Raw genomic sequence first — 14,511 nt, forward strand, 5'->3', positions numbered from 1 at the left:
CCACACTTTGGCTGGTGATTGAAGTAAAACCGGCACAGCCGGAGTGGGGTATGGCTCCGGCCTCAACGAATTTTGAAACACCTTCATTGACAATGCTTTAGTGAGTGTTCCATACCAACAAAATCATTTTCGCTTATTTGTGCAATGTGTTGAAATTTAAGATAAAATTAACAAGTATTTTCTTGACCCTATCTTTTTGATGTGAATAAATTCAATGTTTTACTAAAGAATAAGTGAATGAGGGTAATAGAAAAAAACTTTTAAGCGTTAACCAATAAGTATTGACTTAATGCTTATAATACATGATATTGCGGGTTAACTTTTAAGCATGAAATTAAATTTTGTAGCCCATTGAAATACAAAATTTAAATAACGAGCATCTATCTGGAATGCGAAGGCCTTCTAAAATAAAGACGCTGTCTGAACGATGGGGGTCGCTTCCAATAGGTTCAATTTCTAAACCTCAACGCTAAGGAGTTCTCCAGCATGGGTGAGCCAGCAATTAAAATTGGAAATAAGCACAAAAGCGTTTTCAAAGACAAGGTGAAGAACCTTCTGCCGGCTGGCGGAAATCTTAATGCCTGTTTGACCTGCGGTGCCTGCTCTTCAGGATGTCCGGCAACGGGCCTCGAAGGAATGGATCCTAGGAAATTTTTGAGAATGGCCGCTTTAGGTATGGATGAAGAGATCTTAAGCAGCAACTGGGTATGGATGTGTACCATGTGCCAACGCTGTATTCATGTCTGCCCCATGGAGATCAACATTCCCCAGCTCGTTTACTATGCCAGACAATCTTGGCCGAGAGAGACCCGCCCCAAAGGAATTTTGGGATCCTGCGACGCTGCCCTCGCCAATGAATCCGGAAGCGCCATGGGAACCCCAATGGACGATTTCGTGTTTGTTGTGGATGACGTGCTGGAAGAGTACCGAGAATCCCAACCGGAGTTTGCCGAAATGGAAGCCCCCATGGACAAAGAAGGGGCTGAGTTTGTATTGAACCAAAACTCCAGAGAACCTGTGACAGAACCCGATGAGATGGTACCCCTGTGGAAAATTCTGCACTTGGCTGGTGCCAATTGGACTTATACCAGCAAAGGCTGGGGCGGTGAGAACTATTGCATGTTTCTCACCGATGACGAAGCGTGGGAACATCTCGTACAGCAAAGCACCGATGCTGCCCACGATGTGGGGTGCAAAACGTTCCTCAACACCGAGTGCGGGCACGCCACCTACGCATTTCGAGCAGGATTGGAAAAATTCAACATCAAACATGATTTCCAGGTTGCAAGCCTCTACCAATATTATGCTAAGTGGATTCGTGAGGGGAAACTGAAGGTCAACTCCGACTGGAACAAAGATCTCAAGATCAAATTTACAGCACAGGATCCCTGTCAGATTGTCAGAAAATCCTGGGGAGATCCCATTGCCGATGATTTGCGGTTTGTGGTTAAATCCGTTGTCGGAGAAGAGAACTTCATCGATATGACCCCCAACAAATCCAATAATTTCTGCTGTGGAGGCGGGGGCGGTTTTCTCCAGTCCGGTTTCAAGAATGAGCGCCTTGAATACGGAAGAATCAAAGATCAGCAGATCAAGGCAACCAAAGCCGATTACTGCATTGCCGCGTGCCATAACTGTCATGCCCAAATCCATGAATTGAGTGAACATTACGGTGGAAACTACCCCGTGGTTCACCTCTGGACACTTATTTGCCTCTCATTGGGTGTTCTTGGTCCCAATGAGCGGGAGTATCTTGGTGATGATCTAAAGGAAGTCAATGTCTTCCATCCTGAGACCGCCATGTAAGCATAATCTTCGTTTCTGATTTCCGATTTTCATGTTTTTTTCGGCAAGAAAATCGGAAAGCCTCTTTGATTCTGGCTTGTCCAGGTTAAAAATATGATTAAAAGGGCAATCCAAATGGTTTGCCCTTGCAAAAAAAGAAACATAAAAGCCTGCAGTTAAAGACTCTTTGCCGGTTTTAATTGTCTTTTTTAGACCAAAATCTGGAACGGGCTATTTTTGTTTGTCGACAAAGAATGAAATGGGTTGATATAACGTTAAAAAACGTTCTTGTTGAGCAGTGCAGCCGATCAAAGTTATCTTGAACGGCTGCACTGAGAAAGTGTAGGTTTTTTAAAATTAATTACCCGACATCATTGCAGCTATGTCTTCTTCAACCGTACCAATGGGCTTGATATTAAATTTTTCAACCAGAACCTTGACCACGGCCGGAGAAAGAAAAGCCGGCAGGGTTGGCCCCAGACGAATGCCCTTGACACCCAGAAAGAGCAGGGCCAGGAGTACGGCCACGGCTTTTTGCTCATACCAGGCGATATCATAGGAGATGGGCAAATCGTTGATGTCATCCAGGCCAAAGACCTCCTTGAGCTTCAGGGCAATCACGGCCAGGGAGTATGAATCGTTGCACTGGCCGGCATCAAGTACCCGGGGAATGCCGCCAATGTCGCCAAGGTTCAGTTTGTTGTATCTGTACTTGGCGCACCCGGCCGTGAGGATCACCGTGTCCTTGGGCAGGTTTTCTGCTACTTGTGTATAGTAGTTGCGGTCTTTTTGACGGCCATCGCAGCCGGCCATGACAACGAAGCGTTTAATGGCGCCGGATTTCACCGCATCCACGACCTTGTCGGCCAGGGCCAGGACCTGGTTATGGGCAAATCCGCCTACAATGGTGCCGGTCTCAATCTCTACAGGTGGGGCACAGGTTTTGGCTTTTTCAATCAGGGCTGAAAAATCCTTGGTGCCCCCTTCAGGCCTGTCTGCAATATGCACGGCATTTTCATAGCCCACAACACCGGTGGTAAAGAGCCGGTCCAGGTAGGTGTTGGTTTTTTTCAGGGGTACCAGGCAGTTGGTGGTCAGCAGGATGGGGCCGTTAAAGGATTCAAATTCCGTATTCTGTTTCCACCAGGAACCGCCGTAGTTGCCCACAAAATGATCGTATTTTTTAAAGGCCGGATAGTAGTTGGCCGGCAGCATTTCGCCGTGGGTATAGACATCAATCCCTGTGCCTTCGGTCTGCTTGAGCAGTTCTTCCATATCCTTTAAATCATGGCCTGTGATCAGGATTCCCGGGTTCTTGCCCACGCCGATGTTCACTTCGGTGATTTCCGGGTTGCCGTAGGCCGTGGTATTGGCCTGGTCCAGCAGGGCCATGGTGTTGACCGAGGTTTCCCCGGCTTTCATGACCATGGCAATCATCTCATCCACACCCAGGTCCCTGGTGGTGGAAGCCAGGGCTTCCATGAAAAAATCGTTGATCTCATCTTTCTGGCATCCCAGGATCGCGGCATGGTCGGCGTAGGCAGCCACCCCTTTCAAACCGATGATCAAAAGCTCACGAAGGGACCGGACATCTTCGTTTTCCGTGGCCAGCACTCCAACAGTTTTGGCTTTTTCGGCAAAATCCGACAGATCACCGGTCCAGGTGGCAGCTTCCGGCAGTGCATCATGAAAATCCTGATTGTTTTTTTCTTTGTAAGCGGCCAGAAATTTGGACCGGATCTGGTCTTTACGTGCAAGACCATCCATGACCATGGCCTCAAACCTGGCATCGTCCCAATTGGCGTTAGTAATGGTGGCAAACAGGCTCTGTGCCACAAAATCATCGTTGGACCGGTCGGCGGCGCCCAGTTCTTTCAATTTTTCCCCGTAGACGGAGATCCCTTTGAGTACAAAAATCAACAGGTCCTGGAGGTTGGCGGTTTCTTCGGGTTTGCCGCAAACACCTTTTATGGTGCAGCCCTTGTTTTTGGCGGTTTCCTGACATTGAAAACAAAACATAATAAATTCCTTTTTGGGGGTTAGGGCGTGTATTTTTGGCTATTTGAAGCCTTGTTCCTTGTGTTTTTCTGCGATGGCAACGGCCAGATCGTCCAGTGCCTTAAATACCTCTTGTGTGGGTTTGCCTTTGCATAGGACTGGAGGCACGATCTCTACCTTAAGGTTGGGAATCATTCCGGCAAGGGTTTCCACGGTTTTGCCTCCCCAGCCATAGGAGCCGACAACGGAAAGAAACTTGGTATTGGGCCGCAGGGCGTTTGCCAGAAATGCAGCATAGGCGGCATAGGGATGGGGACCGGCCAGGATGGTGGGGGTTCCCACAACAATTGTGGCTGCATCCACCAGGGCCATGGCCAGTTTGCCGATATCGGTTACGGCCAGGTTGAACTGCTCTACCCGGACCCCCTTGTCCACCAGGGCTGCCACAAGATGTTCCACCATAAGTCGGGTGCTTTCGTGCATGGACACATAGGGAATAACCACGGTGTTGCGCGGGGCTCCCAATGTCCATTCATCATAGGCATCCAGTATAAAGGCGGGTTCGGGAAATATTTGTCCATGGCCCGGTGCGATCATTTCAATTTCGTAGGGCGCAAGTTTTTCCAGATTTTTCTTGATGATGTTTCTGAATGGCATCATGATCTCGGCAAAATAACGCTTGGCTGCCTCATAGACCCGTCCCTTATCCGTAACAAAAAGCTCGCTTGAAGCAATATGGGAACCGAAAAAATCGCAGCTGAACAAAATCTTGTCTTCTTCCAGGTAAGTGACCATGGTCTCGGGCCAGTGAACCCAGGGGGTATAGATGAATTTCAGGGTTTTATTGCCCAGGGAAAGGGTCTCCCCGTCGGCTATGGAAATAAAAAAATCTTCCGGGATGTTCAAATGGTCCATGAGCAACCCTTTGGCCTTGGGAGTGGATATGAGTTTTGCTTTTGGGTATTTTGCAAGAACCTGCATAATGGTTCCGGAATGGTCCTGTTCCGCATGGCTTGAGATAATGTAATCGATTTTTTCAATACCCTCAAGCTGTGCCATGAACTCCTGGGCCATGGGTGGATCCACCGTATCGATCAATGCCGTTTTTTCACTTCCTTCAATGAGATAGGCGTTATAGCTGGTTCCGTCCGGAAGGGGAACCAGGGCGTCGAATAAACGGCTGTCCCAGTCCACCGATCCCATCCAGTAAATACCCTCTTTAATTTTTCGTGCTTTCATCTGGCCCTCCTGTTTATGGTTATGGTCAAAAAAATTTTAATTGATTACGGCATCCTCATCCTGAATGAACCTGTTGATTTCATGAACCAATGTATTCAAATCACACCCATACTCTTTTGCTATATCTTCCACTGTGTGAAAGGCCTCTGCCGGGCATCCGATGCAGAGCAGTCCCAGGTCCATGAATAATTTAACAAGCTTCGGATACCGTTCGATCAGCTCCTTGACAGTGATGTCCTTGATGGAAAATGATTCCAAAATTATTTCCTTTTACCAGTATTTGAATCAATACCGATTTTCAATCGGCGTTGAAACCAAAGGGTTCAAAATCTCTTTGTTTGATACGATTGAAAACGAGAGTAGCCTTGTTGAAACGATTTGTCTTTGCGCCGGCACAAACAAGGAAATTTTTTTAAAAAGGTGAAAAATTGACTATAAATAGCAGGGCTATGTTAGGCCCATGATCAAAATAAAACCTCCCACATGGCGTGTCTTTTAAGCCGTCTTCTTCGTTGCCTTAATGGGCACATATTTCAATATGCTCCCATTAACGCGCCTTGAATACGACTTAAAATCCTATGCTATGTTTTGGAAGATTTTATTCCGATCATGGGCCTTAAACAAAAAAAAATCATCCGGTTTCTGAAAATTTTACCAGGGAATGGGGATTGGTGATGATGATTTTTTCTCGTCCGGACTTGACCCAGCCTTTTTTTTCCCAGGCACTGAGTGTACGGCTTACTGTATATAAGGTTGTCCCTGAGTAATCGGCAATATTCTGGCGGCTTAAGGGAATATCAATTTGAATCCCTGCATTGGTCTTGGAACCTGTCCGCCGCATGATTCTTAATAATGATCGAGCAATCCGTTGATCCACATGTTCGGTGCAAACCTCAAGGTAACGGTTTTGTATATCATCAATACGCTCCAGAATGATGTTTAACAGATTGATCGTAATCTCTGGATAGCCTTGCATCATCTGCATCATTGCAGGTTTATCCCAGAGGACCGCCTCGGTTTCTTCTATTGCCTCTGCAGTGACCGGGTAGTTCCAGTTTTTAATGACAGCGACAGCGGCCGTCAATTCTCCTGCACCAATATAGCGAAGGATGACTTCCCTGCCCTGTTCATTGAGTTTGGTCAGTTTTAAACGGCCCCGGTTCACCAGAACGACATTTACAGCCGAATTCCCTTGCTGAAACAGAATGGTTTTGGGTTGTAAGATTAACCTTCGCCCACTCGCCAGCACATCTGCATACGCTTTATCGGTCAGACCTTTAAAAATCTCTGATTGATCTAATTTTTCAAGTATATTTAAACTCGTATCCATGGAGAATTTCTCGGCCCCAAAAAAAATTACAAGTTAGTTCGGCTGATCGACTCACACTACAGCAAAACAGGGAATGTTACAAAAAAACTTTGGGCTTGATTACAAGATCGACCACACCGGGGAGGGGTGACCAGGTGGTCCACCAAGCCTATTAAAAGATGCTCAAGACCAAAGAATGGTCGTATAGAGGGACCATGAAAGTCAGAAATCCCGCCCACAAAAGTGGACGGGATTTGTCTGTTTTCAACAATTAACTACTTGGGCTGGGTCACCGGACCCTGTTTCCGGGCTCCCGTTGCATTGGGATAATCCGTGTGCTTGTACGCTTTTTTATTGTGTTTGATCAGCTCGTTGCTGTTTTCCATAAATTTGTTGTATATGGCCTTGCATTCATAGAACCCGTGCCACCATGCATAATCCGGTGCCATCATTGCAGTTCCCATCCTTGCCCGGCGTCCTGGATAGTGCCACAGTTCGTAGAACTCAAGTTCGGGATCCTCATCAAAATACCTCTCCTTTGTGATAAGATCCTTTTCGTAGAGGGTATCTAACATTTTCTTTGCAGGTGTATAGTAAACATCGTTGTACTCCTGAACCACATTGTCGAGTTTGGTGTAGTGGTCATCCACCCATTTGTTGCCGTGGCACTGGAGACAGACAGCCTTCATCTTGTTGCGCTCCACCTCCCAGTTGTTGTTGGCCGGGAATGCGGCAAAATCTGCGGGGCGAACGGTAAGGGGGGCCTGGAGTTCCCAGGAGAGTCTTTCCGTTGTATCGTGGGTTGTCATGACCGTTCCTGAACCTGACATATGGCAGGCGGCGCAGGTGGGGGCGCGGTAGTCGACACCCGGGGTCCAGGTTCCAGGGGCGGCATTAAAATTGAACTCATCGCCAAAGGAGGCGTAGATATCGCCATGCTTGGACTCGGTGTAGATCTCGATCTGGGGATGGTCCGGACCCAGATGGCACTGACCGCAGGCTTCAGGCTTTCTGGCTTCCATAACTGAAAATCGATGTCGGGTGTGGCAGCTGGTGCAGCTTCCCTTGCTTCCGTCCATGTTGATACGTCCAACACCGGTATTGGGCCATGTATTGGGGTCGATTTTTCCATCCTTCATTGCCAGAACAGTGCCGTGGCAGTAGTAGCAGCCGGAATTTCTTTCAACCTCGCTGTTCATGCCGGAATTCAGCCATGGATCAATTTTCCAGATGAGATCCAGGGTGTTGGCGTGTTTACTCAGACTGTACTGCTTTACCTCATCCGGATGGCAGCGGGAGCAGTCTTTGGGCGTTACGGCTGCAGCCACTGGTGCCCGGTACTCTTTGGTTCCATATACACCCCTGTCAGAGCGTTCGTATTGTTTGTAATGTTCCTGACTCACGTCCGGGTCCCGCTCGTCCGCCTTGTGGCAGTCGTAGCAGGTGATATTGGCGCTGGCATGGCGGCTGTGGGCCCAATCGGCAAACAATCCCGGGTTTTCCTGCTTATGGCACTGGATACAGGCCATGGCTTCCTTGGGCATGCTTCTTTCAATTCTGAACTCTTTTTCTTTCAGGAGATCTTCAGCAAAGGCGTTGTCTTCAGCAAGCCATAACATCGACACCGTCATTATGCTGCAGCCAAGTAATGCAAGCAGTACAGTTTTTTTCATGTTTCGTGTCCCCTTTTTTTCATGATTATATCAATTTTCCTTTAAAAGGTTTTATACTGATAAAATTCTGCCCTGTTGTGCACAAGATTTTCGTGGCATTCGGTGCATCTTTTTTCATATCCCGCCCTTGGATACAGGACTGACCTGTGGGCCAGCATGCCCCCCCTCCGATTGGAGATATAGAGAAGATTCTGATGACAGCCCAGGCAATTGTTGTTATCCATGCTGAGGGATGCGGCCTTTCTGTTTTCTAAGCGGTCATACTCATCGCCAAGGAAATGCCCCACAACATCCTTAAGCCCATGGTAGGTTTTGCCATAGAGAAACTTGATGGTTTTTTCAGGTGGCGGAAGATGGCAATCCATGCAGACGGCAACAACCCCACGTCTGTTGTTTGCATGGCTGGAAGTTTTCCACTCGTGATAAGCTGGCTGAATTTCGTGGCAGCTTGAGCAAAATTCAGGGGTGGAGGTTTTGAGCATGGCAAAATTTGTCATGAGGAACACGGGAAATGCAATAACAAAACCCACCGCGACAAGTAAAATTGCTTTAAAATATTTTTTCATATAATGCCTATTTTTTCTTTTGGCAAACGTTATAATATTAAAATATAATTAATCTTACAGTTCGGTTTTCCTAGGATATGGGGATTGGTTAGCATAAAATTTTCAAGTAATCCATTGAAAAGTTCATTTTCAGATGGCGGCTTTAGAGAATTTACTGTACTCAAACCGGCACACATATTTTTATTGATTTTTATCTGCTCCTGATTCACTTAAACCTTTCAAAATCCGGCCTAAAAGGCAAGTAATTTCATTCAAGTTATAAAAATTCTGGTCCGAGGGCATGGTTTATCCATTTTTAAAATATCTGATTTATCTCTGGACTTTGCCGTATATTGCCCCTGGACAAGGTGCGGATCTGAAACTGAAGTGACCATTGAATAGACCGCCATGGGCGAAGCACGGCGGGGTTTATATGAAACACTCGCCAAAGCATTGTCAATGAAGGTGTTTCAAAATTCGTTGAGGCCGGAGCCATACCTCGTGTCCACCGTTGCCATTTAACCCGTTCAGGGCAACACCCGTTCCCACCGGCCTACTACTGTCGAGTTTCATGCTTCGTTGTGTCCGCTAGGACATGTGGGTTATATGAAAATATTGACACCCGGCAGACAAGACAGGTATGACAGGGAAACCAGAAAGGAAAGTATGATGGAAACCGTATGCTCAGACCTTAAAGCTCTTTATCAGGAGATGGATGACCTGGTCTCCTTACTGGATCCGGACCGGTGGCGCCTGGAAACGCCGTTTGATCACTGGACCGTCATGGACCAGGTGGCCCATATTGCCCTGTTTGACCATGAGGCCCTTATGGCCATTGAGGAACCGATTCGTTTCCGGGAGCGTGCACAAAGGATCATGGACATCATCCGTTCAGAAGTTCATTGGCCGGAGCAGTTGAACCTTTTCCTGGGCCTGGACGATCCAGACCGGCTATTGGCCCGCTGGCGTGATACCCGTACCCGACTGCTGGGCCGACTGCAGGTGATGACCCCTGGGGACCGCCTGTCCTGGTATGGTCCGGATATGACGGCGCGCTCCTTTGCCACGGCCCGGCTGATGGAAACCTGGGCCCATGGGCAGGATATTTTTGACACCTTTCGGATCAGACGGATCAATGGTGCCAGCCTCAAGCATGTGGCCCACCTGGGGGTGACCACGTTTGCATGGAGCTTCAGGATACGGGGGCTGATCGCCCCGGAGGTGAGGCCGCGGGTTGAGCTGTCCGGGCCATTGGGCGAACGCTGGGAATGGGGAGAACCCCATGGGGAAAACCGGGTCTGGGGAGATGCAGCGGAATTCTGCCTGGTGGTTACCCAGAGGCGCAATGTGGCCGACACCCGACTGAACTTCCAGGGGGAGCATGCCGGGCAATGGCTTTCCATTGCCCAGGCCTTTGCCGGTATTTCCCAGGAACCGCCCGGGCCGGGTATCCGGACCATTGATTATAACCAGTCGCCTGAATAACAAGCGCTCATTCAGCAGGTGTCAGGGCATCCTGTTTATCCGCCATGTCTGTGCCATGGGCAGATAAATGTTTGTCTCCTTGCCCCAGCAATTGGTGAACGTCTTCGATGAGCAGATACAGACAGGGCACCAGAACCAGGGTAATCACCGTGGAGAAAAGAATACCGAAACCCAGTGACAGGGCCATGGGAATCATGAACCGGGCCTGGCGTGAGGTTTCAAAGATCATGGGTGCCAGACCTCCGAATGTGGTCAGGGTGGTCAGGATAATGGGCCGGAAACGGCGCAGTCCGGCGATGTGGATTGCGTCCATAGCCCCCAGACCTTCATGCCGTTGCCGGTTGGCGTAATCAATGAGTACCAGCGAATCATTGACCACCACCCCGGCCAGGGCCACGATTCCCATCATGCTCATCAGGCTTAAGTTATACCCCATCAGCAGATGGCCGAGTATTGCCCCGACAATGCCGAAGGGAATAGCGACCATGACAATCAGGGGCTGAGTGTAACTGCGAAAGGGAATCGCCAGCAGAAAGTAAATGGCCATCATGGACAGGACAAAGCCGCCGATCAGGCTCTGCATGCTCTCTTTCATGTCGGCCTGCCGCCCCTGGTAGCCATAGGAGAGACCGGGATACTCACGGGCCAGTTCAGGCAGGAGGGTGCTGTTCAGGGCGGCCTGAACCTGGCCGGTTTCTCCCATGGGTTCCACGTCGGCGCTGACCGTCACCGTGCGCCGGGCGTCCCGGCGGCTGATGCTGGTGTAGGCCCGCCCCCTTTCAACCGTGGCGATTTCAGCCAGCGGTACAAAGATTCCCGCCGGGGTCTGGATCATCAGATGTTCCACATTGTATTCGCTGGTGCGCTCGTTTTCTGGCAATCGAACGCGGACGGTCACCTCATTACGGCCCCGCTGCTGGCTGAGGGCTTCAGCCCCGGAGAAGGCGTTGCGTACCTGGCGGGCCACCTCGGCGGATGTCAGGCCCAGGCTCTGCCCTTCGGGCCTGATGGAAAAGTCCAGTTGCTGTTTGCCCGGTGTGTAGCCGTCGTCAATATCCTTGACGTTGGAAAATTCGCCCAGCCCTTCGGCCAGGGCAGCGCTGGCCTGGTCAAGCACCTGGATATCCGAATGGGAGAGTTCAATGGTCAACGCCGCCCCGGAGCCGGGCCCGCCCCCATCAGATTCAAAGCGCAGCGATTCCAGGCCGACCACCGGTCCCAGCTTTTCCCGCCACAGCCGGGTCACTTCACCGGTGTTCAACGGTCGCACCCCGACATCGGTCAGGTAGGCCCGTACCTCCACCTGGTTTTCTTCGATCTTGGAAAAAATCCCCTTGAGCAGCTGGTCTCCGCCGTTTTCACTCGCCACAGTATTCATGGCCGTGGACAGTTTTTCCTGAACGGCTGCCACCTTTTCCATGGGACTGCCCACGGGAAGGACAGCGGTTACATCGGCGTGGTCCGACTCGACCCGGGGCATCAAAATGATGCCGATGCGGCCGCTGAGGGCATAGCTGACCAGGACGATCAGCACCGTCAGGCAGAGGGCCACGGTCAGGGTCCGCCAACGGATGCACAGGTATAGAAAAGGGTCGTAGACCCGGTTGATAAACCGGGCCACCTGATTCGTAAATCCCTGTTGCCAGCGGTGCAGGCGGGAAGTGAAACGACCGGCCGGCCGGCGCTTGATATGGGCAAGGTGGCCCGGCAGGATCAGCAATGATTCCACCCAGGAGATGAGAAAGACCGTGATCACCACCAGGGGGACGACCTTCCAGATCTTGCCCATGGTCCCGGGAATAAAGGAAAGGGGCAAAAAAGCCACGACATTGGTAAGAATGGAAAAGGTGATGGGGACAGCCACATCCCGGGCGCCCAGAACGGCAGCCTGGGAAAATCCCATGCCCTGCTGCTGGTATTCGTAGATATTTTCACCGGCAACAATGGCGTCGTCCACCACGATCCCCAGGGCAATGATAAAGGCAAACATGGAGATCATGTTGATGGACACCCCCACAACCGGCAGAAAAAGCAGGCTGCCGAGAAAGGCGGTGGGAATCCCCATGGTGACCCAGAAGGCCAGCTTGAACTCCAGGAACAACCCGAGTACGACCAGTACCAGGGCCAACCCCATGAAGGCATTTTTCATCAGCAGTTCCAGGCGCTGCTGGTATACTTCGGATTGGTCACGGCTGATATGCCAGTGGATGCCGGCGGGCAGGTCCTGTTCGATCTCTTCCATGGCCGTGCGTACGGCTTCGGCCACCCCAATGGGGGTCTGATCCCCGACCCTGTAAACGTCAACTCCGATGGCCCGCTGCCCGTTGTAGGTGGCGAACTGGTCCGTTTCTTCGAAACCTTCGCGCACGGTGGCAATATCTTCGAGGTACACCACGCTGCCTTCGGCCGTTGTTACAATGGGGATCCGGGCGAACTCATGGGCCCAGTCCCGGCGGTCTTTTATCCGCAGCAGGATATCCCCGCCGGCCGTATCCACCGAGCCGCCGGGAATTTCGGTGGAAGCGCTGTTAATGGTCGTTGCGATTCCGGCCAGGGTAAGTCCGTAGGCCCGCAACCGTTCCTGGGAAACTTCCACCAGGATTTCATAGTCCCGGATTCCGGCCAGGTCGACCTGGGTGATCTGGGCGTTTTGCAGTAACCGGTCCCGGACCTGGTCGGCGGTCTCGCGCAGGGCCATTTCCGTCACATTTCCGTAAAGGTTGATGTCAAGAACCTCCCGAAGGTGGGTGACAAGTGAAACTTCGGGTTCATCGGCATCTTCGGGAAAGGTAGTGATCCGATCTATTTCCTGTTTGATCTCCTGGTAAATTTTCTGCTGGTCGGCGTCTTCTTCCAGTTCGGCAGACACCGTCCCTTTTCCCTCGGTTGCGGTTGCGGTCAACTCTTTAACCCCGTCGATGGAACGGATGGCCTCTTCCACCACCAGGATGATCCCCTGCTCCACCTCTTCGGGGCTTGCCCCGGAATAGCTGACACTGACCGTCACCATGTCCAGGTCGAATTCGGGAAAGACCTCCTGCTTGATACGGGTGGTCATGAACAGTCCGCCCAGCACAAAAAAAATCATGAGCAGGTTGGGGGTTACCCGGTTATGCACCATCCAGGAGATGGGGCCGCGTGCCTCTGATACAGGATTGCCGCTCATGATTGGCCTCCCTGGCCGGCCGGTTCCCTTGTTGCCGTCTGGCCGGTGGTGTTGTCCACCGTTTTCAAGGGCATCCCTGGAACGGGGGCGGCAATGTCTGAGATGATCAGTTGTTCCCCTGGTGTTATTCCCTCCGTGATCAGCAGCTGATCGGCTCCCCGGAATGCAATTTCAACAGGACGGATTGAAAGATTCCCGTCGTTGTCCATGATCCATACGCTGTTGCCGTTGCGGATGAATTCGCGATCAATGGCCGCGGCCGATGCTATCCCCTGCCCTTGGATCTCCACACGAACATATTGACCCATGAGCATTCGGGGCTGGCCCGTATTGTCCGGTTTCAAGCCCAGGGGATCTTCCACCCGGACCAGCAGCCGTGCCATGCGCCCCTGCTCTTCCAGGCCGGCTTCCAGGCGAATCACCCGGCCCTGGCGAAAAACACCGTCGCCCCAGGCGGCCGAGTCGTAAACCCGGACCAGGGATCCCTGGTCCCCATGGGTATGGGGTATTTTGATCCAGCGCAGATGGCTCACAGGTATGGACACCACCACCCAGCAGTCATCGGTACCTACCAGGGTGGCAAGCACCGTGGAATCGCTGGCACGGGTACCAATGTCCACGGCCCGTGACAATACCACCGAATTGAACGGGGCTTTGATCTGGGTACGTGTAAGGTCAACCCGGGCTTGTTCGAGGCGGGTCTGGGCCGCTTCAAGGGTGGCGCGCAGATTATCCAGCTGGGGACGGCGCAGCATCAGCGCTTTTTCCACATCGCTCACCGTCTCGTTCAACAGTTTGTACTCTTTTTGGGAGACCAGCTGGTTGCCCTGCTCAAGCTGCAAGTCAGACTTGGCTCTGGACACATCCGTGGTTAATTGTTTTACGGTTAAACGGTAGTCTGTGGGATCAATTTTCAGCAGGGTCTCACCCTGACGAAAATGGCCACCAGGTACCAGGTTTCCGCTTAATTCGGTGATGTTACCGGTGACCTGTGGTTTTAATTCCACAGTGCGTGCTGCCGTAACCGTGCCCATGCCGGTGATTATTGTCTGCTGTGGGCCGTAATTCACGGTTGTGTATTCCACCAGCGTTGTGTTCCGCGTCTGGGGCCTCGGTTTTGCCTGGGGGCCGGTTTCCATCAGCCAGAGGGCAGCGCCTGCACCTGCCGCGATGACTGCCAGGGGCAGCAGGCCACGAAGAACTATGGTACTCCAGGGCCGCGGATGGCGGTTTTCATTCACAGATTCAGATATGTCTTGGTCAGTGGGGGTTGAAATTTTTTGTTTCGACAGCATGGGGTTCACCTTTTAT

Annotated in this window: 10 protein-coding genes; 2 read left to right on the forward strand and 8 right to left on the reverse strand. The window is 51.1% G+C overall.

The window, feature by feature from the left end; all coding sequences use genetic code 11:
• Positions 1-486: 486 nt before the first annotated feature.
• Complete coding sequence (locus HRM2_RS00385; protein WP_012662455.1) at positions 487-1,806, forward strand: (Fe-S)-binding protein; 1,320 nt, start codon at positions 487-489, stop codon at positions 1,804-1,806.
• A gap of 336 nt (positions 1,807-2,142) precedes the next feature.
• Here HRM2_RS00385 and hcp read toward each other — a convergent pair whose 3' ends face one another.
• From hcp to HRM2_RS00420, 6 genes are all read right to left on the reverse strand, one after another.
• Positions 2,143-3,804 carry a hydroxylamine reductase gene (gene hcp / locus HRM2_RS00390; protein WP_012662456.1) on the reverse strand — a complete coding sequence of 554 codons (1,662 nt, stop codon included), beginning with the start codon at positions 3,802-3,804 and terminating at the stop codon, positions 2,143-2,145.
• A 39-nt stretch (positions 3,805-3,843) separates the two neighbouring features.
• Complete coding sequence (locus tag HRM2_RS00395) at positions 3,844-5,022, reverse strand: FprA family A-type flavoprotein (RefSeq protein WP_012662457.1); 1,179 nt, start codon at positions 5,020-5,022, stop codon at positions 3,844-3,846.
• A 36-nt stretch (positions 5,023-5,058) separates the two neighbouring features.
• Positions 5,059-5,280 carry a DUF1858 domain-containing protein gene (locus HRM2_RS00400; RefSeq protein WP_049770372.1) on the reverse strand — a complete coding sequence of 74 codons (222 nt, stop codon included), beginning with the start codon at positions 5,278-5,280 and terminating at the stop codon, positions 5,059-5,061.
• Positions 5,281-5,653: 373 nt separating this feature from the next.
• Complete coding sequence (locus HRM2_RS00410; protein ID WP_012662460.1) at positions 5,654-6,352, reverse strand: Crp/Fnr family transcriptional regulator; 699 nt, start codon at positions 6,350-6,352, stop codon at positions 5,654-5,656.
• A 254-nt stretch (positions 6,353-6,606) separates the two neighbouring features.
• Positions 6,607-8,004: a multiheme c-type cytochrome gene (locus tag HRM2_RS00415; protein WP_012662461.1), complete on the reverse strand. Its 1,398-nt coding sequence runs from the start codon at positions 8,002-8,004 to the stop codon at positions 6,607-6,609.
• A 41-nt stretch (positions 8,005-8,045) separates the two neighbouring features.
• On the reverse strand, positions 8,046-8,570 hold the full coding sequence (locus HRM2_RS00420; protein ID WP_012662462.1) for a cytochrome c3 family protein: 525 nt from the start codon (positions 8,568-8,570) through the stop codon (positions 8,046-8,048).
• Positions 8,571-9,155: 585 nt separating this feature from the next.
• On the opposite strand from HRM2_RS00420, the gene HRM2_RS00425 reads away from it, so the two are divergent.
• The gene (locus HRM2_RS00425; protein ID WP_049770373.1) at positions 9,156-10,034 is read left to right on the forward strand and encodes a TIGR03084 family metal-binding protein; all 879 of its coding nucleotides are present in this window, start codon (positions 9,156-9,158) and stop codon (positions 10,032-10,034) included.
• Positions 10,035-10,041: 7 nt separating this feature from the next.
• Here HRM2_RS00425 and HRM2_RS00430 read toward each other — a convergent pair whose 3' ends face one another.
• Together HRM2_RS00430 and HRM2_RS00435 are read right to left on the reverse strand one after the other, a co-directional pair.
• Positions 10,042-13,200, reverse strand: coding sequence for an efflux RND transporter permease subunit (locus HRM2_RS00430; RefSeq protein ID WP_012662464.1), 3,159 nt, complete (start codon positions 13,198-13,200; stop codon positions 10,042-10,044).
• Positions 13,197-14,495: an efflux RND transporter periplasmic adaptor subunit gene (locus HRM2_RS00435; RefSeq protein WP_012662465.1), complete on the reverse strand. Its 1,299-nt coding sequence runs from the start codon at positions 14,493-14,495 to the stop codon at positions 13,197-13,199. Before HRM2_RS00435 ends, HRM2_RS00430 begins: the two co-directional genes overlap by 4 nt.
• Positions 14,496-14,511 lie beyond the last annotated feature (16 nt).

The sequence above is a fragment of the Desulforapulum autotrophicum HRM2 genome, from assembly GCF_000020365.1.
Taxonomy (GTDB): Bacteria; Desulfobacterota; Desulfobacteria; order Desulfobacterales; family Desulfobacteraceae; genus Desulforapulum; species Desulforapulum autotrophicum.

What these genes read in the sequence shown, in the direction of transcription:
- HRM2_RS00385 (WP_012662455.1), top strand. Translation starts at nt 487, where the DNA reads ATGGGTGAGCCAGCAATTAAAATTGGAAATAAGCACAAAAGCGTTTTC.
- HRM2_RS00425 (WP_049770373.1), top strand. Translation starts at nt 9,156, where the DNA reads ATGAAAATATTGACACCCGGCAGACAAGACAGGTATGACAGGGAAACC.
- HRM2_RS00420 (WP_012662462.1), bottom strand. Translation starts at nt 8,570, where the DNA reads ATGAAAAAATATTTTAAAGCAATTTTACTTGTCGCGGTGGGTTTTGTT.
- HRM2_RS00415 (WP_012662461.1), bottom strand. Translation starts at nt 8,004, where the DNA reads ATGAAAAAAACTGTACTGCTTGCATTACTTGGCTGCAGCATAATGACG.
- HRM2_RS00410 (WP_012662460.1), bottom strand. Translation starts at nt 6,352, where the DNA reads ATGGATACGAGTTTAAATATACTTGAAAAATTAGATCAATCAGAGATT.
- HRM2_RS00430 (WP_012662464.1), bottom strand. Translation starts at nt 13,200, where the DNA reads ATGAGCGGCAATCCTGTATCAGAGGCACGCGGCCCCATCTCCTGGATG.
- HRM2_RS00435 (WP_012662465.1), bottom strand. Translation starts at nt 14,495, where the DNA reads ATGCTGTCGAAACAAAAAATTTCAACCCCCACTGACCAAGACATATCT.
- HRM2_RS00395 (WP_012662457.1), bottom strand. Translation starts at nt 5,022, where the DNA reads ATGAAAGCACGAAAAATTAAAGAGGGTATTTACTGGATGGGATCGGTG.
- hcp (WP_012662456.1), bottom strand. Translation starts at nt 3,804, where the DNA reads ATGTTTTGTTTTCAATGTCAGGAAACCGCCAAAAACAAGGGCTGCACC.